General features: G+C 47.5%; 14 protein-coding genes. 1 reads left to right on the top strand and 13 read right to left on the bottom strand.

Going from position 1 to position 23,360, the window contains the following annotated elements; all coding sequences use genetic code 11:
- Positions 1–62 precede the first annotated feature (62 nt).
- From KFE26_RS10350 to malQ, 9 genes are all read right to left on the bottom strand, one after another.
- The gene (locus KFE26_RS10350) at positions 63–1,481 is read right to left on the bottom strand and encodes a DEAD/DEAH box helicase (RefSeq protein WP_212600347.1); all 1,419 of its coding nucleotides are present in this window, start codon (positions 1,479–1,481) and stop codon (positions 63–65) included.
- A gap of 129 nt (positions 1,482–1,610) precedes the next feature.
- A complete protein-coding gene (locus KFE26_RS10355; protein ID WP_212600348.1) occupies positions 1,611–4,658 on the bottom strand; it encodes an EAL domain-containing protein in 3,048 nt (1,015 codons plus the stop codon).
- Positions 4,659–4,786: 128 nt separating this feature from the next.
- Positions 4,787–6,406 carry a glycogen synthase gene (locus KFE26_RS10360; protein WP_212600349.1) on the bottom strand — a complete coding sequence of 540 codons (1,620 nt, stop codon included), beginning with the start codon at positions 6,404–6,406 and terminating at the stop codon, positions 4,787–4,789.
- 102 nt (positions 6,407–6,508) lie between these two features.
- A complete protein-coding gene (gene glgC / locus KFE26_RS10365) occupies positions 6,509–7,771 on the bottom strand; it encodes a glucose-1-phosphate adenylyltransferase (RefSeq protein ID WP_006085131.1) in 1,263 nt (420 codons plus the stop codon).
- Positions 7,764–7,895 (bottom strand): hypothetical protein, encoded by a 132-nt coding sequence (locus KFE26_RS24190; RefSeq protein WP_263145093.1) that lies wholly within the window; start codon positions 7,893–7,895, stop codon positions 7,764–7,766. The genes glgC and KFE26_RS24190 overlap by 8 nt, the downstream gene beginning before the upstream one ends.
- Positions 7,896–7,954: 59 nt before the next feature.
- The gene (locus tag KFE26_RS10370; protein ID WP_212600350.1) at positions 7,955–10,489 is read right to left on the bottom strand and encodes a glycogen/starch/alpha-glucan phosphorylase; all 2,535 of its coding nucleotides are present in this window, start codon (positions 10,487–10,489) and stop codon (positions 7,955–7,957) included.
- Positions 10,482–12,698 carry a glycogen debranching protein GlgX gene (glgX, locus tag KFE26_RS10375; protein ID WP_212600351.1) on the bottom strand — a complete coding sequence of 739 codons (2,217 nt, stop codon included), beginning with the start codon at positions 12,696–12,698 and terminating at the stop codon, positions 10,482–10,484. The genes KFE26_RS10370 and glgX overlap by 8 nt, the downstream gene beginning before the upstream one ends.
- Before the next feature lies 1 nt (position 12,699).
- Complete coding sequence (gene glgB, locus KFE26_RS10380; RefSeq protein ID WP_212600352.1) at positions 12,700–14,934, bottom strand: 1,4-alpha-glucan branching protein GlgB; 2,235 nt, start codon at positions 14,932–14,934, stop codon at positions 12,700–12,702.
- Positions 14,935–15,061: 127 nt separating this feature from the next.
- Positions 15,062–17,476, bottom strand: coding sequence for a 4-alpha-glucanotransferase (gene malQ, locus KFE26_RS10385; protein WP_212600353.1), 2,415 nt, complete (start codon positions 17,474–17,476; stop codon positions 15,062–15,064).
- Between the two features lie 566 nt (positions 17,477–18,042).
- Between malQ and KFE26_RS10390 the strand changes: the two genes are divergently transcribed.
- Positions 18,043–18,672 carry a peptidylprolyl isomerase gene (locus KFE26_RS10390; RefSeq protein WP_173497052.1) on the top strand — a complete coding sequence of 210 codons (630 nt, stop codon included), beginning with the start codon at positions 18,043–18,045 and terminating at the stop codon, positions 18,670–18,672.
- 128 nt (positions 18,673–18,800) lie between these two features.
- Here KFE26_RS10390 and KFE26_RS10395 read toward each other — a convergent pair whose 3' ends face one another.
- The 4 genes from KFE26_RS10395 to betA all read right to left on the bottom strand — a co-directional run bounded on the left by KFE26_RS10395 (position 18,801) and on the right by betA (position 23,352).
- Positions 18,801–19,277 (bottom strand): MarR family winged helix-turn-helix transcriptional regulator, encoded by a 477-nt coding sequence (locus tag KFE26_RS10395; protein WP_006080852.1) that lies wholly within the window; start codon positions 19,275–19,277, stop codon positions 18,801–18,803.
- A 102-nt stretch (positions 19,278–19,379) separates the two neighbouring features.
- The gene (locus KFE26_RS10400) at positions 19,380–20,084 is read right to left on the bottom strand and encodes a TorF family putative porin (protein ID WP_212600354.1); all 705 of its coding nucleotides are present in this window, start codon (positions 20,082–20,084) and stop codon (positions 19,380–19,382) included.
- Positions 20,085–20,098: 14 nt separating this feature from the next.
- Complete coding sequence (locus KFE26_RS10405) at positions 20,099–21,316, bottom strand: BCCT family transporter (protein ID WP_212600355.1); 1,218 nt, start codon at positions 21,314–21,316, stop codon at positions 20,099–20,101.
- A gap of 350 nt (positions 21,317–21,666) precedes the next feature.
- Positions 21,667–23,352 (bottom strand): choline dehydrogenase, encoded by a 1,686-nt coding sequence (gene betA / locus KFE26_RS10410; protein ID WP_212600356.1) that lies wholly within the window; start codon positions 23,350–23,352, stop codon positions 21,667–21,669.
- Positions 23,353–23,360: the final 8 nt, after the last annotated feature.

Raw genomic sequence — 23,360 nt, forward strand, 5'->3', positions numbered from 1 at the left:
AGCTAATAGGCACTTTGCACTTATTAGCCTTGATTGTTGGGCTTAGCTTATTTTGACTTAACTTATTTTGACTTATTGGTGCGAGAGCCAAAACCTGACTTATTGCTCACCAAATTCGACTTAGGTTTAGTTGCATTAAACGGCTTACCTGAGCCAGAAGCTGGCTTAGCACGGCTAGAGGATTTATCTGCACCTGCTTTGCTGTCCTGTGCTTTACCTTTCGCGTACTTACCCTGACGAGACTGACCAATAGTACGATCCTGCGGCGCCTTATGGCTCCACTTTCCAATCGGCTTAATCGGTGCCGCGGGCGCATCACGGTAACGGGCAGGTAAAGGCGTGCCTTCTTCATAACCCGGTTGTACCGATACAGGCAGTTTTTGCTCAATCAAGGCTTCAATTTCAGCGAGCATTTCATCGTCAGAAGGTGAAACAAACGAAATCGCGCGACCCGTTAATCCAGCTCGGCCTGTACGACCAATACGATGGATATAATCTTCGGCAAGGAAAGGTAATTCAAGGTTGATCACCATAGGCAAGGCATGAATGTCTAAACCACGAGCAGCCACATCGGTCGCCACCAGCACCCGCAATTTACCGGCTTTAAACTCTTCCAACACCCGATTACGGGCGCCTTGTGTTTTATCGCCGTGGAATACACCTGCGGCTATGCCATCAAGCTTTAATTCTTGTAATAAATGCTCGGCGCTTTCTTTCGTGCTGGCAAACACCAGCACTTGGCGCCAATTGTTGCGGCCAACGAGTTCTGACAACAGCTCGGCTTTACGACGTTTATCAACGCGATAGACTTCCTGCACAACTGTGGATGCGGTAGTCGTGTCAGCAACATTCACCCACTGAGGTTCATTCAGCATTTTCTCGGCGAGTTGTTTGACAGCATCGCTATATGTGGCTGAAAACAACATGGTTTGATGCTGCGGCGCAATTAAGCGTTTCACTTTTTCAATGTCGCGCACAAAACCCATGTCTAACATGCGGTCGGCTTCGTCGATCACTAAGGTCGTGACACTCGACAAATCTAACTGGAATTGGCCGATAATATCGAATAAACGACCAGGAGTTGCCACCAAAATATCAACGCCCTGCTCTACCCCTTTACGCTGGGGATTCATGTTGGCGCCGCCGTAAACCGCTAAGGTTTTCAGTGGTAGGAACTGGCTGTATTTTTGGATATTTTCGCAGACTTGAATCGCAAGTTCGCGGGTTGGCGTCATCACCAACGCGCGTAAAATCGGTTTATCATTGCTGTCGCTTGTTAAAGACTCAGCCGCCAACTTTTCAAGTACAGGCAGAGCAAAGGAAGCCGTCTTACCTGTACCCGTTTGGGCGCAGGCCATAATGTCTTTGCCTTCAAAGGCAAGCGGGATCACTTTCTCCTGCACTTGAGTGAGTTGCTGATAGCCACACTCAGTTATCGCATTCAAAATAGGAGAAGATAAACCGAGTGTTTCAAATTTCATAGGGACTCTTTAGCTAAGTAGTAAAACTTTGATGCGAGGTGATACTCAATGCCCCAACGCGGGGCCGCGGAGTCTAGCAAAATCCGCGGCGTTTTTATAGGCAATTATCGCCACTAAGTTAATATCTCCTCAGACATGGGAGACTAAAAGCGGATCCTGTAAGTATTTTTGGCTAAATTCACCCGCAGGCACAGGTCTTGAGAACAAGTAACCTTGGCCGTAGTCACAGCCTGCAGCCAACAAGACTAGCCGCTGCGCATCGGTTTCGACACCTTCGGCAATCACCTTCATTCCCAACTTGTGGGCCATCACGATAATCGCCTCGCAGAGAATTTGATCGTTTGAATCGGTATCGATATGGCGGGTAAAAGATTGATCAATTTTAAGATAATCAATGTCAAACTTTTTCAAATAGGCAAGTGACGAATAGCCAGTACCAAAATCGTCCAGCGACACTTGCACACCCGCATCGCGGTAGGCCAGTAGTTTTTCGGTTACACCCATACTGGCATCCAATAACAAGCCTTCGGTAATTTCAACGCACACGCCCGCGCCTGTAATATTAAGATCTTGCAATAACTTCAACCAATCATTGAGCAGCGTGCCTTCATCACGAAATTGGATTGGGGATTTATTGACGCTGATTTGGATTTCAACCCCTAACTCATGACGCCACGCCGCACTCTGGCGAGCGGCTTGCTCGAACACCCAATTGCCGATTTCAACAATCAAGCCGGTGTCTTCCGCAACAGGAATAAACTCTGCAGGCGACACAGCACCACGCTCTGCATGATGCCAGCGGATCAAGGCTTCAGCCTTGGTCACTTCACCCGTTGCTAAGGCAACAATCGGCTGATAATGCAGTTCAAATTCTTTATTCACGACCGCTTGACGTAAGTCTTGGATCAAGCGCATGCGGTATTTGGCGTATTCCTGCATCGATGGGGTGAAATAGTTGAAGCGATTACGCCCTTGATCTTTCGCCGCATACATAGCCTGATCCGCATGCTTGAGAAGCCCTTCAATACTGGTCGAATCATCGGGATATAAAGTAATCCCAATACTGACACTGATATAAGCGGTTTCTTCCCCTAACACATAGGGTTCGGCAATTCGTCGCAAAATATTCTCGGCGACGCGCTCAATCCCCTTATGGTCTTCCATCGAACTTAACACCACAGTAAATTCATCGCCGCCAAGACGCGCCACGACGTCGGCATCACGCACACAGGATTTCAATCGACTCGCGGTTTCTATCAACAGTAAATCGCCCATGGCATGGCCTAAGGTGTCATTCACTTCTTTAAAGAAATCTAAGTCCAAGAACAATAAGGCAAAGTGGTTGCGATTGCGGTCGGCATTTTTCACTTCACTGCTTAAATACTCCAACAACATGCGCCGATTAGGCAACCCCGTCAGCGTATCGTAGTTAGCCTGTTTCCAGATTAGATGCTCATTTTGCTTCTTGTCGGTAATGTCTGAGAACAGGGCAACACGTCGATAGGGATGGCCTTCTTTATCATTAATCGTATTGATGGTTAACCAGATGACATATTCCTCGCCATTTTTGCGCCGCTGCCACATTTCCCCCTGCCATTGGCCTTTCTCGCGGATTTCATTATTCATTTTGGTGTAAAAATCGCGGCCATTGAGGTCACAATAAAGCAGCCGAATATGTTGGTCCCGCACTTCAAATTCGCGATAACCCGTCATCACACTAAAGGCGGCGTTGACGGTAATAATCACGCCCTTTTCATCGAGGACACTCATGGCTTCAGAGCTGTTATCGTAAACCAGTGCCGACAACTTTAAGGATTCTTCGATAAGTTTTGCGTCGGTAATATCGGTATAGGTTCCGCACATACGCAGAGCATTGTTGTTTGTATCTCTGCTCACGACTTTACCTGTATCAAGGATCCAACGCACCTTACGGTTTACGGTATTTAAGCGGTACTCCATCTTATGTTGCGCCGTTTCGCCACGAATATGGGCCTCAATCGAATGCAGCACTTTAGGCCTGTCTTCGGCGACTATCGCATCCATCCATTGGCGACTATTGGCGTTGAGCATATCAACATCGCAGCCAAGAATATCGGCGCTGCGGGCGTTACGTTCAATGCGGTCATTGCGAATATCCCAATCCCACACCCCAAGATCGCTACTGCTTAACACCAGTTCGAGTTGTTCACGGCTAGCGAGCACCTCTTGGTCAGCAATGGCCTGTGAGGTGATATCTAAATATCCAGCAATAACAAGCAACACGGCATTATTACCACCACGCTTACAGGCGACAGTCATATGGGTGTAAACCACGCTACCGTCTTTAACGATAAAACGTTTATCCATCTCGTAATTATCGATATCCCCCCGCAGCATAAGCTCAAATTTCAGGGCATCCGCTTCTAAATCATCGGGATGAGTAATTTGTGCCCACGTCATCCGTAGCAATTCAGCTTCTGAATATTTGAGCATTTGACATAACCGTGGATTCACCTTTATCCACTTTTGATCTATTCCCGTTATTGCAATACCAATATTGCCCGCGTTGAATTGGCTCCGAAAAAGGAAATCATCCTGCAGACGAATTTGTTCATCACGTTCTAACTCAAAACGTCGCGATAACAAGCGGCTCAATAGCCAAGTCGCTATCGGGAAAATGGTCAATACTGGGAGGGTCACTTTGGCGAGCAATGGCATTGCTATGCCATCGGGTAAAAATAAGAACCACAACAACATCACGATATGAACTGTATAGGCAAAGAGAAAAATTTCTCCACCTGAAATATTGGCTAACAGAGACTTACGATATTGACGCCAGATCACCCCGATTAACCCGGATGACACTATCACGCCGACGCCAATCCATATACCAGCGCCACCGATACTGATGCGATACAGCGCCGTCATCACGACAGCAACTAAGGTAGGTAAACCACCGAAAAATAGACCAGAAATACAGAGAATAACCGAACGGGTATCAAAGAAAACGCCAGGCAAATATACCCAAGGCGTACTCATAATAGTGATACCAATACCACCAATGAGCATCCCAATAATGATGCGCCACAGCAAGAAATACTGCCGCTGGTGTTTTTTAGGGATCACGTCGTACAAAAATACCAACGCCAGCAATAAAGCCGCATTTTGTACTAACGGAAAGAGAATACCTTTATCCATAACTCAGAGAGCGACTCCAAAAATGAGGGGGCTTGATACCATTTTAACATTCCCCCACAAGTGTAGCAGAATCACTTAGAAATCATGCGTTAATTCCCTTTGCCGCATCACACTTTGGACTTGCCACATCACATTTTGCAATAGAGTTGTTGACGATATTGCTCTGCAATAGAATGCCAGTCAAAACGCTGCGCCATGGCCGCAGCACGCACTTGTGACCATGTTTTCCCATCGAAACAAGCAATGGCTTGCATCAACCTTTGCAAAAACACTTCGGCTTGCTCATTTAAGCTATTGCCGCTAAAAGCAAAACCATTAACGCCATCCTCAACGGTATCCTTTAAACCGCCTACACTATGCACTAAACATGGCTGTCCCGCGCGCATCGCGAGCATTTGACTGATGCCACAGGGCTCAAAGGAGCTTGGCATCAAAAATAGATCGCCATGCTGATACAGCGCTTCGGATAACGCCTCGTTGTATCCTTGCAAAAATAATAGGTTATCGTATTTAGCCCCTAACGTTTGGAAAGACTTAGCAATCGATGCATCGCCACTGCCGAGTAAAATCAGCAGCGCCGTCGGTTTTGTTTGCTTCAATGCTTTAAGTAAGGTTTCAAGCACAGATAAACCCGAGGGTAATTGATGGCGCAGCAGTAAGACTTTTTGATCGGTCAAGCGGCCCACCGAAGTCAATAACAAACTCGGTACTTGCTCCGCCATTGCTTGACGCCAATGGGCTTGAATGCGGGCAAAAGCAATCATGTCCACGCCGCTCACTTGCGTTTGATGCCCCTGCCATTGCACTAACGCAGTTTCAACCGCACTCAGCAGTTGCTTGAACTGCGCCACTTGAATACGCGCCTTTGGCTTAGGGTTTACATCGGTTGCGGCTGAGTACACACAGCCATTTAAAATCCCCACCACTTTGCCGTCATTGGCCTTGGCCTGTAAGTCTTGCTCTAACCCTTCACCACCAAAAAATCCCGCTTCGGGTTTGGAGGGCTGCAACACTTCCTTGGCATAACTGGGTGAGACTAAATGCACTTTGTCGCTCAGCACTATGCCCATGCGCATAGGGTTAACACAGTAGGGATAACGGGGATCGGTAATTAACTGTTTTTGCCCCTCCGTCAAAGTGGCAAACAGCTCTGGAAACCAAGCCGCAAAGGAGGATGAATCTTGGCTTAAGGGACGTATCCCCTGCAACGCAAGATTGTGGATAGAGAACACACACTCAATTTCTTTGAGAGCACTGAACTCAGGCACGAATGCTCTTAACATGGCTAAGCAGCCCGCATGCCAGTCATGTAAATGCAGCACTGTCGGCATAGGCACTCTACCAGTAACTAATGCTGTCGCGACGCTCGCGCAAAGGAAAGCAAACTTAGTTGCATCGTCGGCAAAAGGACGCTCGGCACTGCCTTGGCTATAAATCTGCCCAGGTACGGATTGCCATAATGCATGTTCGAGCAGATAAATCATCGCCTCTGGCACATGGGGATGGGGCATGGCAAACACATGCACCCGCTCCAATCGGCCGCCAAAAGCCACAGTTAACTCACCCAGATCTTGGGGTTGATTCGCTACCGCAGTCAAAAAGCCATAGCTTGGCATGATCACATCGGCGCACAAATCAACACCCGCCAGAGCGGCGGGTAAATCACGGATGACATCCGCCATACCGCCAACCTTGGCGCCCGCAAGGGCACCGTTTTCAGCCGCGACCATCAAAATGCGTTGTTTCAATTAATTGGATACTCCCGCTACTCAACTGTGCAGCTTTTATTAAGCTGCCTATACCTAAGCCATTTTTACTTTAATGATCAATTTACTTTAATGATCAAAGCACTATTCATAGCCTACAGGCAAACCTAGCATGTCACGGGTCACTAAAGTCACACCTTTTTCGGACACCCTAAAGCCTTTAGCTCTGTCGTGATCATGGTTATAACCTATTACCATGCCTTCGGGAATAATGCAGCCACGGTCAAGTATCGCATTCTTGATTTTGCAATGGCGCAGCACGACTACATCGGGTAGCACTACTGAATCTTCAACCAACGAATAAGAACAAACGCGCACTTCGTTAAACAATACGCTACGGCGCACGGTCGCCCCCGAAATAATACAACCGCCCGAAACAATCGAGTCCAGCGCCATACCGCGTCTGTCATCGTCATCAAACACAAATTTAGCGGGAGGTAATTGTTCTTGGAAAGTCCAAATTGGCCATTTCGCATCGTACAAATTCAGTGCTGGCGTGGGCGATAACAGTTCCATATTCGCTTGCCAGAAAGAGTCTAGCGTACCCACATCGCGCCAATAGGCTTGCTCGTTCGGGAAAGCGCTCTTAAAGGGATAGGCGAACACATTATGTTTTTCGATGATCGCAGGAATAATATCCTTACCAAAATCGCGATCTGAGCTTTCGTTTAAGGCATCTTTCTTGAGCTGGTCAAACAAAAACTCTGTGTTAAACACATAGTTGCCCATAGATGCTAAACACATTTCAGGATTACCCGGAGAATGCTTAGGTTGCAGCGGCTTTTCTTCAAAGCCTAAAATGCGCATCTCTTCATCGACTTCCATCACCCCAAACGAACCCGCAGCTTCGGCAATCGGCACTTCAAGGCAAGAGACTGTCATATCTGCACCCGACTCGGCATGGGCGGCTAATAACCCAGCATAATCCATGCGATACACGTGATCGCCAGACAACACCATCACGTATTTAGGCAGCTCGTGGCGAATGATATCGATATTTTGAAATACCGCATCGGCCGTGCCTTGGTACCAGTTTTCCGAATAGCGTTGTGAAGCGGGTAAAATCTCCACCGACTCGCCGAGCTCCTTCTTAAAATGGCCCCAACCGCGCATCACATGGCGGATCAAAGAATGCGACTTGTACTGAGTCACAACCCCGACACGACGAATACCCGAATTGATACAATTTGAGAGCGGGAAATCGATAATACGAAACTTACCACCGAAATACAGTGCAGGTTTAGCACGCCAATCCGTGAGTTCATGCAAGCGAGACCCGCGCCCACCAGCTAAAATCAACGCATAGGTTTCACGAGTTAAATTACTGATATAACGAACATTAGACATAGGCTCTTACTCCGAAATCGGCAAACTGATTGCCCATAAATGGCTTATCGATACGGCAGACACTGCCGTACTCCCCTGAGTATTTCTCACTTGCATTCCCCATTCCTTCCATTGATTGCTGCATTCCTTTCAAACACTTATACTCATCCGCTATAACAAGACTTATAACCCAGAGCCCAACCCTTACAGTTTCCAAATTTCATCGCGATAACCTGCGATCGTCACATCACTCGAAAAACGTCCGCTGGCGGCGGTATTGCGAATACTCATCTGCGTCCAAACCTGCGGATCTTTATAGGCCCGCGCCACGGCTTCTTGCACGACTCGATAACTGTCAAAGTCGGCGGCCGTCATCCATTGATCGTCGCTACTTTCGATGGCGGCAATAATGGGATCAAAAATCCCCGGCTCCAGCAGATTGAAATGACCACTTTTGAGTAACTTCATCACCTCAGATAACGCCGGTGAATCATCAATAATACTGCGCGGATGATAGTGACTACGTACCTGCGAGACCTGCTCCGCATTGAGTCCAAACAGGAAGAAGTTCTCTGAACCTACTTCCTCTAACATCTCGATATTGGCGCCATCCATAGTGCCAATGGTTAGGGCGCCATTCATCATGAACTTCATATTGCCCGTGCCCGATGCCTCTTTGCCCGCGGTTGAAATTTGCTCGGATAAGTCAGTCCCCGGACAGATTTTTTCCATGGCGCTGACGTTGTAGTTTGGTAAGAAAGCAAAGCGTAGGTAAGGCGTCACCATAGGATCGGAATTGACCATATGAGCAACATTGCTGGCGAGCTTGATGATCAACTTAGCCATAAAGTAACCGGGCGCCGCTTTACCGCCGATCAATACACAACGTGGCACCATGTTTTCGGTGTGGCCTTGCTGGATCTGATGATAGAGATGAATCACATGCAAGATATTGAGTAACTGACGTTTATATTCGTGAATACGCTTCACTTGCACGTCAAACAGCATAGCCGGATCGAACTCAACCCCACATTCCTTGACAATCATCTTAGCCAGCAACGCCTTGTTGGCTTGCTTCACATCACGCCATTTTTGGATAAACGCATTGTCCTGTGTGAGAGCATTGAGCGCCGTTAACTGGCTTAAGTCTGTCACCCATTCTTGACCTAAATGGGCGGTCAGTAACTTAGCTAAGGCAGGGTTACAATGGGCAAGCCAACGTCTTGGCGTCACACCATTAGTGCGGTTATTAAACTTATGCGGCCACAACTCATAGAAATCCTTAAACAACCCAGATTTGAGTAGTTGCGTGTGTAAACCCGCGACACCGTTGACCGAGAAACTCGCCACAATCGCCAGATACGCCATGCGCACATGGGGATGGGGGCCATCTTGAATAATTGACATACTCGCCAATTTCTCACTATTTCCAGGCCAATGGTGGGCGACTATATCTAAGTAACGGGCGTTGATTTCATAAATGATTTCTAAGATGCGTGGCAGCATTTGCGCCATCATACGCACGGGCCAACGCTCTAGTGCTTCAGGCAACAGGGTATGGTTAGTGTAAGCCATGGTCTGACTGGTAATCGCCCACGCACTGTCCCATTCCAAACCGTATTCGTCGATCAATAACCGCATCAACTCAGGCACGGCAATGCTAGGGTGAGTGTCATTCAACTGCATGACATTTTTAGCGGCAAACTGCGTAAAATCATGACCATGACGACTCACCCAACGTTTGAGTAAATCCTGCAAGCTAGCGGAGGATAAAAAGTATTGCTGACGTAATCGCAGCTCTTTGCCGTTCTCGCTCGCATCATTAGGATAGAGCACCATAGTGATCTGCTCGGCCAAGTTTTTACGGGCCACGGCTTCCGTGTAGTCGCCTTGGTTAAACTCAGCTAAATCAAAATCATCGGTCGCTTCAGCCTTCCACAATCTCAGGGTATTTACCCGCCCATTGCGATAACCAGGAACTGGCATGTCATAGGCGACGGCGAGCACATCTTGGGTTTCAACCCAAATAATGTGCCTACGGCCTTGTTTATCGACATAGGATTCGGTATGACCAAAAAATGGCACAATTACGTTGTGGGTAGGGACACGCACTTCCCACGGATTACCTTCGCGCAACCAACGATCAGGGCGTTCAACTTGATAACCGTCGACTATCTTCTGGGCGAACATGCCATATTCGTAACGTATGCCATAGCCTGTCACAGATAAGTCCATGCTAGCGCAGCTATCGAGAAAACACGCGGCTAATCGACCTAGGCCGCCGTTGCCTAAACCGGCATCATGTTCGGCCTCTTCTAACTCTTCTAACGATACCGCATAGTTGCTCAAGGCATCACGGCTATCTTGTTGCAAATCTAAACTCAGTAGTGCATTACCTAGCGCCCGGCCCATCAAAAATTCGAGGGATAAATACGCCACTTGCTTGCGCTTAAAATGGCTGTCATCCACTCGAGTCTGACGCCAATTATCTAGCATCTGTTCTTTCACGCTGTATGCTAACGCTTGAAATAATTCGCAGCTCACGCCTTCGCCACGGCTGAGTCCATAACGTAAATGGCGCTCAAAGGAAGCGGGCAAAGCATCGCAGGGTTCACAGGGCTCAGCGGCTTTAGACTTAGTCTGACGCTTAGCGGGCGCCTTCTTGCTCGCGGCTTTTGACTGAGCTAGTGTTACTGGTTTTTCGCTGGTATTGGGGCTCAGTTCGCTTTTGTCACTCATAGTTAATTCCTTCATTTCCTATAAAATCAGCATGAAAAAGCATGAGACTACGATCTTGCAGTAAGTATCGCGTCGCAGAGATCTGAACATCCAGCGGCTCAGTTTGGGTATGAATAAGGCATTGCCACGGACTCAAGTGCTCGAAAGTCGGCAGGGTAAAAGCGAGAGGATTGTCGTCGGCATTAACCATCAACAGCAAAGCTTGCTGCTTGCCTTGATCTTCTAAATCACCGGAAAGCACCACAGACAAACTGCGGCACATAGATTCGGTCCACAAGCTCTTGGTCATTTGTTCACCTTGGCGACTAAACCAATCTAATCGAGTACCAATATCGGCTAAGGATTCAGCCAATAACTGTTCGTGAATGAAGCGCTTAGCACATAACAGCGGGAAACGTTTCCGCAGAGCAATAAGCTGTTGAGTAAAGGCCAACAACTCAGTGTCCATGCCCTTTGCCGACCAATCAAACCAGTTCAGTTCATTGTCTTGGCAATAGGCATTATTGTTGCCTTGCTGAGTGCGGCCCGTCTCATCACCGCTCAACAACATAGGCACACCTTGAGATAAAAATAGCGTAGTCAATAAGTTACGTTGTTGACGACTGCGAAGCTCCAGAATTGCGCTATCTTCGGTTTCCCCTTCAATCCCATAATGATGGCTGAAGTTTTCTTGGTGACCGTCGCGGTTATCCTCCCCATTTGCCAAGTTATGGCGCTGGGTATAACTCACTAAGTCTTTAAGGGTAAAACCGTCGTGACTGGTTAAAAAATTAAGGCTGGTAGCAGGTGGACGGCCACTGTGTTCAAAAAAATCCCCCGAGCCATGAAACCGCCGAGCAAATTCGGGCAACATGCTGTGATCGCCGCGCCAAAAGCGGCGCATAGTGTCTCTATATCTGTCGTTCCATTCGCTAAAAGCCACGGGGAAATTGCCCAATTGATAACCACCGGGGCCGATATCCCAAGGCTCAGCAATCAATTTCACTCGGCACAAAACAGGGTCTTGCAACAGCGCATCGAAGAAACCTGAGCCGGGATCAAAACCATAGGCCTCGCGACCTAAGCAAGCCGCCAAGTCGAAGCGAAACCCATCGACGCCCATGATTTCTACCCAATAACGCAGCGAATCTAGCACTAGCTGTAACATGCGTGGATGGTTGATATTTAAGGTGTTTCCGCAACCCGTATCATTAATATAAAAACGCTTATCATTCGGATGCAGACGGTAATAACTGAGATTATCTATGCCACGAAAACTAAAGGTCGGCCCAAGTCGACTCCCCTCGGCGCTGTGGTTATAGACCACATCGAGGATCACTTCGATACCTGCGCCGTGAAGTGCATCCACCATGGCCCGAAACTCACCAATATCGTCGGATGACAGATAACTCGGCTCAGGGGCAAAAAAGCCGATACTGTTGTAACCCCAATAGTTAGTGAGCTTTTTCTCGAGCAAAAATGGCTCAGTGAAAAAGGCCTGTACAGGAAGTAACTCGACACACGTCACCCCAAGTTCGGCCAAATAATCGATAGCAGGCTGAGTCGCTAAGCCCGCAAAGGTGGCACGTTTATGGGGTTCAATCTCAGGATGCACCGCCGTAAAGCCTTTAACGTGCATCTCATAAATGATACTGCGCTCTAGAGGTTTAGGCTGAAACCTCGACGCAAGGGGCTGAATCGACTGCTTGGCAGCTATCTCGATTAATGGATGAATGTCCACGACCTTGCATTTTGGCACATAGGCAGCGTTATCTAACTTGCTGAAAGATAAGTCTTCATCCATGTGGTTCAGCTCGTAACCATAGTTAGACTCATGGTCACGATATTCACCGACGAGCTGGCGCGCATAGGGGTCGAGCAATAATTTATTGGGGTTAAATCTGTGACCAAGCAGAGGCTCATAGGAGCCATAAACGCGATAACCGTAGAGTTGCCCCGCCTTAAGCCCTTGCACAAACACATGCCAGATTTGCTGGGTTTGTTCAGTTAACGCAATACGCGCGACTTCTTGCTCGCCATTGTCATCAAATAAACATAACTCGACCGCTGTGGCGTTAGCTGAAAATAACGCAAAGTTAACGCCATCGCCCTCAACATTAGCACCGAGCGGAAAAGGCTCACCTATCCCTAACGCCCATTTTTCGCTTTGAAATGGGTGGTTTTTAGCGTCAGGGTTGAGCTTAATATCATCAGCCGTGGGCTTTTGCATGCTAGTTCGCCTCAGCCAATCCGGTTAACGCAGGCCCTATGACTAGGCAGCTCAAGGGTGGCACAGTGATCAGCGCGCTCTGCGCCATTCCTTGCCACGGCAGCGACTCAGCAACCACAGTGCCCGCATTACCTTGATTACTGCCACCATAAATCTGGCTATCGCTATTAAGATATTCGCGGTAATCTCCTGCCAAGGGCAAACCAATACGGAACCCAGTGTGCAATTGGGGCGTCATGTTGATGACAAACACTAACGGCGTATCACCCGCTAACCCGTAACGCACAAAGGTAAAGATGCTGTCGCGGCTATTCTCACAATCTAGCCAACTAAATCCTGCTCCCTCGTAATCCTGAACCGATAAGGCAGGTATTTTTTGATATAAGTGATTGAGATCTTTAAGCCAACGCTGGACGCCTTGGTGCGGCTCGTAAGCCAATAAGTGCCAATCTAAACTCTGGTTATGGTTCCACTCATTTCGCTGACCAAACTCGCAGCCCATAAAGAGTAATTTCTTACCTGGGTGCCCCCACATAAAACCGTAATAGGCACGCAGAGTTGCAAATTTCTGCCAATCATCACCGGGTATTTTATGCAGCAACGAGCCCTTGCCATGGACCACTTCATCGTGACTCACGGACAACATAAATTGCTCGGTATAGGCGTACATTAAACTGAAGGTCAATTGATGATGGTGGAACTGGCGGTAAAGCGGGTCACGGCCTAAGTAGCTTAAGCTGTCGTTCATCCAGCCCATATTCCACTTAAAACCAAAGCCGAGACCTTGCTGATCCGTCGGCTTAGTCACCCCCGCAAAAGCGGTGGACTCTTCGGCAATCATGCAAATGCCGGGGAAAGCTTGGTACAAGCGTTGATTCAAAATTTGTAAGAAACTGATGGCCTCGAGATTCTCCCGTCCACCATAGGCATTAGGCAGCCATTGGCCCGGCTCGCGGCTGTAATCGAGATACAACATAGAAGACACGGCATCGAGACGCAGACCATCAAAGTGAAATTCCCGCAGCCAGTAACAAGCATTACTCAACAAGAAGCTGCGCACTTCACCGCGATCATAGTTATAAATCAGGGTATCCCAATCGGGATGTGTGCCCTTGCGAGGATCTTCATGCTCATACAGACATGTGCCATCGAAACGCACTAAGCCGTGGGGATCCTTAGGGAAATGCGCCGACACCCAATCGAGGATAATACCAATCCCCGCCTGATGGCAGGCATTCACAAAGGCCTTTAACCCATTGGCATCGCCAAATCTGTGGGTCGGCGCATAGAGACCCACTGGCTGATATCCCCACGAACCATCAAAGGGAAACTCGCTGATCGGCATCAGTTCGATGTGGGTAAAGCCTTGCTCCTTCACATAGGGAATAAGCTGTTCAATCAAGTCTTGATAATCAAGATATTGCTCGCCTTGCTCTCCCTTACGACGCCACGAACCTAAGTGCACTTCGTAGGCCGACATGGGCGCTTTATGCCAAGCAGTCGCCGCTCGCTTACTCATCCAAGCGGTATCATTCCAGCTATGGTGAGCTTTTTGGGGCACGATAGAAGCATTGTGGGGCGCGCATTCCATTTGGGTTGCCATAGGATCGGATTTAGTATGGCGCTCACCATTTTGATAAACCAAATCAAACTTATAGTGTGCGCCTTCAGCCACATTGGGTAAAAATAGCTCCCATAAACCATTGGCAATATGTTGGCGCATCACATGGCGAGTATCGTCCCAATGGTTAAAATCTCCCACCACTGAAACCCGCTTAGCATTGGGTGCCCACACACAAAAATGCACACCTTCGACGCCTTGGGTTTGACGCCAGTTGGCCCCCAAAAATTCATAGGCACGCTCGGCGCTGCCTTCACCAAACAGGTAAATATCGTCACTATTGAGCAGTGAATCAAACTGATAAGGGTCGACTATATCTAACTGACACAGGGGATATTCCACCCGTAGCAAGTAGAGAAACGGCTTGACGCGTCGTCCCAGAGTGCCAGCGAACAGTCCCTGCTCGTTGACCTTGTCCAGACTCGCCACTTTGCGGCCATCTTTAATACTGATCACATCCACACTGAGGGCATTGCGTAAAAAACAACGAACAATTAATGCCTTACCCTCGTTGGCACTGTGCATACCCAAGAGCGAAAAAACATCAGTGTATTGACCATTAAGTAGGGCGACGTCGGCACCATCGTAGAAATAGGCATTGGCTTGAGTCATCATTTTTCTTCCGTTTATCAGTCAATTAAACTTGCAAATTGGCACTCTTTACCCACATCCCCCTAATAATCTCATCTTTAGGGATGGCATAATGTGGTGCGACTTAGGCAGCCTTTCGCTGGTGCTAGATTTAGCTCGGTAGCTGTCTCGCCACAGCGATATTTTGTAATCGCTGCAGTATCTCTGGCGAAGTCGACACTTGCGTTAAATTCAGCGGCAGGCGACGCTGCCAATTTGGATATTCGAGCCAAGTACCAGGAATGTTCACCGCATGGCGATCGGCTAATAAATCGCACAGTTGCACGCTGTATAGCGCACTATTACCGCGAGCTCCTAAGGTCATCCAAGCCGTGAGCAAGGTTTGAATATCGAGTTCGGCTATCGTCACATCGGCTAACAGACCTTGAGCGACTAACAGTGAAATCAGTTGCTGCTTTTCATGTTCACGCCCAGCAAGCGCCTCGCCTAGCGGCTCGTCAGTTTCAAACAGGGATAACAGCCGACGCAGGTGTAAATCGCTGCCACACCACCAAGCGACTAAAGTCGGCACATCGTGATTCGCCAGCATCATTAAGCTTTGAGACTTATATTGATCCGGTGATTTAAAGCCTTGATGGTCTTTGCAGAAATAGAACAACTCGTTGGAATAAATGCCAGAAGTGTAGAGACGATGAATAATGTCAGGTGGCACCAGTCCTAAATCTTCACCAATCACCACACAGCGAGCACGTTGGCTCTCAAGGCAAACGATGGCAAGCAAGGTTTCGACGGGATAATACACATAGGCACCGTGACCGAGTTGCTTATCCAGCGGCCACCACCAGAGTCGCAGTAAGCCCATCACATGATCGATACGCAAGGCGCCACAGCTTTCCATATTGGCGCGGATCAAGGCGATAAAATGGCTGAAATGATGTTGTTTTAACTTCACAGGATCGAGTGGCGTTAAGCCCCAATTTTGTCCTTGGGGTGCAAAGGGATCGGGCGGTGCACCTATGCTGGCATTCAAACAAAACTGCTCGGCATTAGCCTGTACTTCACTGCCCTGCAGCGCTGCACCGACGGCCAAATCACGGATCAATCCCAGCCCCATCCCAACCTCTTTAGCTTTTAGCTGACAGAGGTGTAACTGCTTTTCAGCCACAAATTGCAGGTAAAGATAGAAACCTTCCTCTTGCACAAACGCTTTAGGACTACGTAAATATTCCGCTTGAGCAAACTCTTGTAGCGCACTGCCCTGCTCACGCACAAACTCATGGAATCTTTGCGCTCTGGGCGTGTCGTTCGCCAGATGCGTGTCACAAAAAACGCGATATAACTGCTCAAAGGCACGGTATTTCAGCTCGCTCACTTTAGGATAATCGAGCCAATTATCACGATTCAGTAAGGCGATAGCCTCTACCCAAGTAGCGCTTGAAAATTCAGTGGCAAGAGCTTGGTATTCAGGAACGCTTTGTAATTGAATATAAAGAGGATTAAGTCTGCGGCGATCGCACGGACTATAAGGACTCGGATGCTCTGGCGCCGCGATATCGAGGGCATGCAAGGGATTGAGTTGAATAAAATCCGCGCCCTGCGCCGCCACCAGCCCGATCAGTTGTTCTAAATCACCAAAGTCGCCAATGCCCCATTGGCTCTCGCTGCGCAAACTGTAAAGTTGAACGCTGATCCCCCAAGGTTTATGGCGTTTACCTTGGGCGACAGCCGTGAGTACGCCTTGGTAGGCGGCCCGCGGCGCCACCATTAAGGTGCCAGAGAACAAAGTGCTGGTCGTCACACTGCTCTCTAGCGCAGAGCTTGCCGCTTGTGCACTTGTCGATAGGGCATGTTTTAAGCTTAAGGCTATGCGATGAAAGCCCAAACCTAACACAGAGAAATCACTCGCATTTTTGTCGGCTGCATGCGCAAATGAGTCTTGGTTTTTGATTAAGGCAGGGTTGTTAGTAAACTCTTGGCTGCTCAGGAAATAGGACGCTAAATTCACCGCTTCAGTCTCGGCGGGCATTAAGTTGTCAGGGAAAGCTTGGGTCTTGGCCTCAGCTAAATCGAGGCGTGCGAATCCCAGTTGCGTAAGATCAAGGCGATAGTGTAGATAAAGCGTTTGTTCAATGCGGTAATCGCCAATGGACTTAAGCGCCGAGAAAGGCACATCGAATACAATGGACTCACCCTGTTCGCATTCAATCGCCACACTCAGATCTGAGGTGTAGGTTTCCGGTAAACAAAGGCTTATCCAAGGTTCATCCACAAAACACCAATGGAATTCAGGTAGCACCTGAGTCCAAGGACGGGCATCCAGTAAATCAATTTGCGACGCGATCAGTGCTTCGGTCAATACCGTATCGACACAGGTCAGCCCAGCATCACTCGATAACGCTTCTGTAGCAGGAGCATCAATGGCAGTCCCTGCCACGCTGTTTTTTTCCTGTAACATACAGGTCAAGATACCTTGCCTGTCTACCTCGGAAATATGGATATTTTGGCCAAAACAATCAGTAAATTCTGCTCCAACTCCCCGCAAATACAGCAACTTTTCCAGCCCCATATTTTGTCGCCCCCGCGACCGCTCATCCATAGCTTTAGATATACAGTAACCATGCCAACGAAAAGTAACAAGAAGATGACATAAATATTTCAGAGAAATAACAAAAAACTTTTTCAAAAAATCAGTAACTTACTAGAAGCACTCAGTTAAGTTGGCGCTCAGTAGCTATCAGGATATAAAGAGTGGAATGCACTAAATTGGGGCATGCGTTCAGCAAGAGGGCAAGCATGGCTCCTAAAGCATGCAATAAGTGAAGAGCAAAGGGATAGAAATAACATGACAAACGTAAGTCATTTTTATGTCATTACATTCAGACTAATACTAACAAATAAGTCAGGTGACATATTAACCACAGATATCAGTGCAACACTTTGTATCAATTGTGTTTTATAACTTGAATAGCCTATCTCTCCTCTGTCAACATCTCGTCTCGCTACAGCATAGAAACATAATAACAACATTAAATTCATGGAACCTGATATGCCCTAGCATATACGCCAAAGGCTCAAACCCATGGAATGCTAAAGCAAAAACACCCCAATGATGATTGAGAATAAGGATATGAAATGAAGAAGTTATCAGGATTACTATTTGTCGGCTGCATAGCCTTGACGGGTTGTGAAGGAAGTACAGATGGTGATTTAACGCCGACGCCACCGACACCCGATCCCACGCCGCCAGCCTTAGCTGCGGATGTGTGTTATTTAATGAAAACCACGAAAGGCGATATCACACTTGCCATTGACTTAACTAACATGCCAATCACAGGTAAAAACTTTAAGCAGTATGTTGATAAGTCATTCTATAACGGCACCTTATTCCATAGAACCGTTAATAACTTTATGATCCAAGGCGGCGGTTTTACCACTGGGCTCAAAAGCAAACCAGGCGATGCCCCCATCAAGAATGAAGCCGCTGTCGGTATTAGCAACAAACGTGGCACTATCTCCATGGCTCGCACGGATGATCCTAACTCTGCAACATCACAGTTCTTTATCAATGTGTTAGATAATCCACATTTGGATGCGTCTGCGAGTAATTATGGTTATGCCGTGTTTGGCAAAGTGGTCGACGGCATGGATGTGGCGGATCAAATCAGCATAGTACCGACAAAAAACAGCGGTGGTTTTGCTAATACGCCAGTGCAAGAAATCCTGATTAACTCTGTTGCTAAAACAAGCTGCCCTGCTGCTTAAGCATCTAAAAGACGCACAGCTAAACGACATCTAACTAAAAGCAAAAAAGCACTGAAGATTCAGTGCTTTTTCATTTTAAAATCTAATCGATTTTAACGTCTAATCAATTTAAAGCATGAGCTAAACGATTACTCATCCCCTTGGATCTTCCCCACCAAGAGCATAGGCGCCGCATCAATTTTATCGGCGTCCATCATAGTCGCTATACGCTCAACGGCTGAGAGCAATTGACTCTGCTCCCATTCTTCAAGATTCTGATAACGCTTAATAAAATGATCCTGTAGCGGTTTAGGTGAGTCCTGTAACAGCGCTCGGCCCGCATCGCTAAGGTATAAATGCACCTTACGTTTGTCAGTCTCACTGCGCAGACGGATCACTAAACCACGGCCCTCGAGTCGATCGATAATGGTCGTCACAGTTGCAGGGCTCAGCGTAATTTCTTCCGCCACGGTTTTAGCCAATGGCGCATCCAATTGGGCGATTTTCTGCATCACCATCAATTGCGGCCCAGTTAAACCTGAGTGTTTGTTCAGCTGGCGAGAATGAATGTCGATAGCGCGTATCACTCGGCGCAGCGAAATAAGCAGTTGTTCGTACTTTTCCATCGTTCTTTTCATTCTCCCCATTCTAAGCAACGAGTGCACCTTACCAGAAAGCGCGACTGAACTCACCCACGGGAGGCACTTTTATGGTAAAAGTCCCTTAGATTACAACATGAATTGACGCGATACCGACAACACTAGACGCTCGTCACTGGTATCTAAGTTCATGCTAGTATCTTCGGCGGCAAGACTGAAATCAAAGCCACTCCAACTGGTCAGATAGGCGATACGGAAATGATTAAAGGATTTGCCACCATCCCATGACCATTTATCCTCATCAAGTGATGTCGAGCGATCGACACTAAAGCGAATATCATGCCCTTCGGCAACGCTAATCGTATGGCCAAGCAACATAGTGTAATGCTCACCACCCAAACCAAAGTAATCCCATGTATAGGTCAACTTAGCCTCAGAGTGACCCAGTGAACTATCATATCCTAACTTGCTATACAGCTCAGGATAGTTGTACTCATCGGAAAACGACTCGCCGTGGTAAGTGTAATAAGCCAGTCCGACATCGAAACTCAGTTGCTCATTGAGCTGATAAAACTTACCCGCATAGGCATCGAGTTCCAACCAAGTGCTGTCGTTTCCCCCAAAGTCGACGTTCGAGGTAAAGCCACCCACGTACCATCCCGAATCAAAACCGTAATCCAAATTGCCTTGCAGCGCTGGGCCGTTGTCCGTTTGGCTGACACCGTTAAAAGTGTAATCCGACGTCGCCGTCACAGTGGCCGATAATCCGGCATTGGCCGCTGTTGACACTAATAACAATCCGCCGGCGACAAGATAAAAACATTTTGATTTCATTATTAATTTTTCCATTAGTTAGCTAGCTCAATTTTAGTAAAGTCGATTTTGTTCTCTTTTGGCGAGCGCTCAATGGCACGAACAGTTTGCAATTGCGTCATCATGATGTAACCAAAACAGCTAAAGATCAGGCCCAGTGCGATTGCACCAACCCATTGAATTTGAAGAAAGTCTAATTGAAACAGTAATGTCAGACTGCAGAGCAAGACTAAGTTAAAACTGACATATTTAAACTTGCCTAACCGCTCAATGGTCAAATTAAGATTGTCGGTATAGAGGCGCACCAGTGAGTCGAGTGAATTGATTACAAAGGTAATTCCCACAATCACCATCGCCAGATTATAGAAGCCCGAGGTATCTAACCCATTGGCACTGTAGTAATAAAGTACAGTGAACCAAATAGCGATGGGGATAGACGGAAACACCATCATGGCCAACAGCACTTGATAGGTTTTCATGCCGCCGACAAAGCGCGAGGTAAATTGACCGATCATAATGCTCCACGCAAACCACCAGAACAGATAAAACTCATGGTAGTCATTGATGGGTAACACAAAATGTTGAATATTGCCGAAGTAGTCACCTAACATGGCAAAGGTCGTAAAGAACTCGCCCACACTCGAGTCAGCCGATAAAAATGCACTGGCCCACATCATGGCAATCAAGCCTAAAAATAACCAAGTGCTCGCCAGACTCAAGATACGCACATAACGTATGCTAGTGCTGGAATACACAGCCGCGGCGATCACCATAAATACGATGAGATAAAAGCTACTGACTATGGTTTCGCCATCGCCTAATTCGGGTAAATACCAAGGCAAATTGCTTAATAACAAATAGGCGGTAAAGGCACAGGTGCCAATAATCACCACATTATTGATGAACTTGACCCAAGGAATATCGAAGAATCTCACCCTAGGCTCAATGACACAAAAATAAAAACAGGTTAAAAAGTAGAAGCTCCAAATCAAGAAGGCCCAGAAGCCAAACTCAATCGCCAGCGGATTACTAAAGCCGTATTCAGGACTCGCCGCCACATTGGCGTAACCCGCAAACTCGGTGAGCGGAAACATGATCAAGCCGACATCAAGTCCTGAGGTAAACAGAATCGCGATAAAGGTAAAAGTACGCACAGGCGTCACGCCGATACAGCGAATATTGCCCCAGCGATAAATCACAAACGCAATCGCGGCAAAAGTGAACAGTATCCCTGCGGATAATAACCAAGTCATAATGAGCACTCAGTCCCAGTCGATACTGGGTATAAGTCGGCATCTGGATATAAACCCATAAAATGTAACTCCATGTTTTTATTTAATAATAAAAACTGAACCATTTTTAAAGGCAACGTTCTGCCCTCAAGCCTTAAATATCGCTACTTAAAAACACTCCGCGATAGTTAAACCCTGATAGATGATCAGTCGTGAAAGCGGTCATTTGCACACTCACTGCGGGCTGACCGACCCTTTAGATAAAATGAATCATGACCCTTTTGAGTAATCAATTAATGAGTCACTTCAAAATTGAAGCCGCCAGTCCGTCGATACGACGGACTGAACAGGCGTGTTGTTAACTTATGGCTTTAACTTGTTGCAGTGCTTCTTTGTGTGGTTTGCCAAGCATCGGCAACCACAACGGCGGAATCTGCTGGCGCTAACATCTCAGCCTCTAAAATCAGATCCGCGGCGCGCTCAGCCAACATTATGGTCGGCGCATTCAAATTGCCGTTCGGGATAGTCGGGAAAATAGAAGAATCCACCACTCGTAAATTCTGCAATCCATGCACTCGGGTTTCGGGATCCACCACTGCCATCGCATCCGTGCCCATCTTGCACGAACAAGAAGGATGATATGCACTCTCAACCGATTGACGCACAAAGGCATCGATTTGCGCATCGGTTTGCACTTGTATGCCGGGTTGAATTTCCTCACCGCGATACTCATCGAATGGTACTTGATTGATGATCTCACGGGTTAAGCGCACGCAGGCCCTAAAGCCTTCAATATCATCGGGATGCTGTAGGTAATTGAACTGAATTTTGGGCGGCGCTTTAGGATCTGCCGACACTAAAGTCACGGCACCACGACTCTTAGGCTTGTTATGGCCCACATGTACCTGAAACCCATGACCCGCAAAGGCTTCTTTGCCATCGTAACGCATAGCCGCAGGTAAAAAGTGGTACTGTAAATCTGGCCATTCCAGACCCGCTTTTGAGCGAATAAAGCCACAGGATTCAAAGTGATTCGTGGCCCCTAAACCGGATCTATCTAAAATCCACCGGGCACCGATTAAGAACTTGCTAAAAGGATCTAACTTGCCATTGAGTGAAATCGGTTTAAGGCATTTGAATTGGAAATAAAACTCTAAATGATCCTGTAAATTCTGACCAACACCGGGCAACTCATGTTGTAACTCGACACCTGCATCGGCTAATACTTGGGGATCACCAATGCCTGATAATTGCAACAAATGCGGCGAACCTATTGAACCCGCAGCTAAAATCACATCTTTGTTACAACGAATATCTTCAACTTTACCTTTGTGTTCAATGCGAACGCCAACGGCTGTTTGGCCTTCCAATAACACTTTATGCACTAAAGCGTGGGTCACAACAGTGAGGTTACGTCTGGCCATCGCTGGGCGTAAATAGGCGTTGGCGGTTGACCAGCGTACGCCTTTTTTGACCGTCATATGCATAGGGCCAAAACCTTCTTGCTGCGCCGCATTATAATCGGCGGTCGATAAATACCCCGCCGCAATGCCCGCATCCACAAAGGCTTGATATAGCGGATTCTGCATCTGATTGCCGTTATTCACCCCTAACGGCCCTGACTCACCGCGATACTCATCACCACCAAAGGCCCAGGTTTCCGCCTTCTTAAAGTACGGTAAGCAGTGGCTATAATCCCAATCGGTCGCCCCTTGCGCCTGCCACTCATCAAAGTCTCGTGCATGACCACGGACATACACCATGCCGTTGATTGACGATGAACCGCCAAGCACTTTGCCCCGAGGACAATGCATCTTGCGATTATCTAAATACGGCTCAGGCTCAGTTTCAAACTGCCAAGCATATTTAGGGCTGTTCATCGGAATTGATAACGCCGTAGGCATTTGAATAAAGATGCTCTTATCGCTGCCTCCGGTTTCTAATAACAGCACTTCGTTTTTAGGATCCTTTGACAAGCGATTGGCGAGCACACAACCCGCTGATCCTGCACCAACTATGATGTAGTTATAATATTTTTGCTCTAATGACTGAGTCAAAATGCCTC

The sequence above is a fragment of the Shewanella sp. M16 genome (assembly GCF_018224605.1).
Lineage (GTDB): Bacteria > Pseudomonadota > Gammaproteobacteria > Enterobacterales > Shewanellaceae > Shewanella > Shewanella oncorhynchi.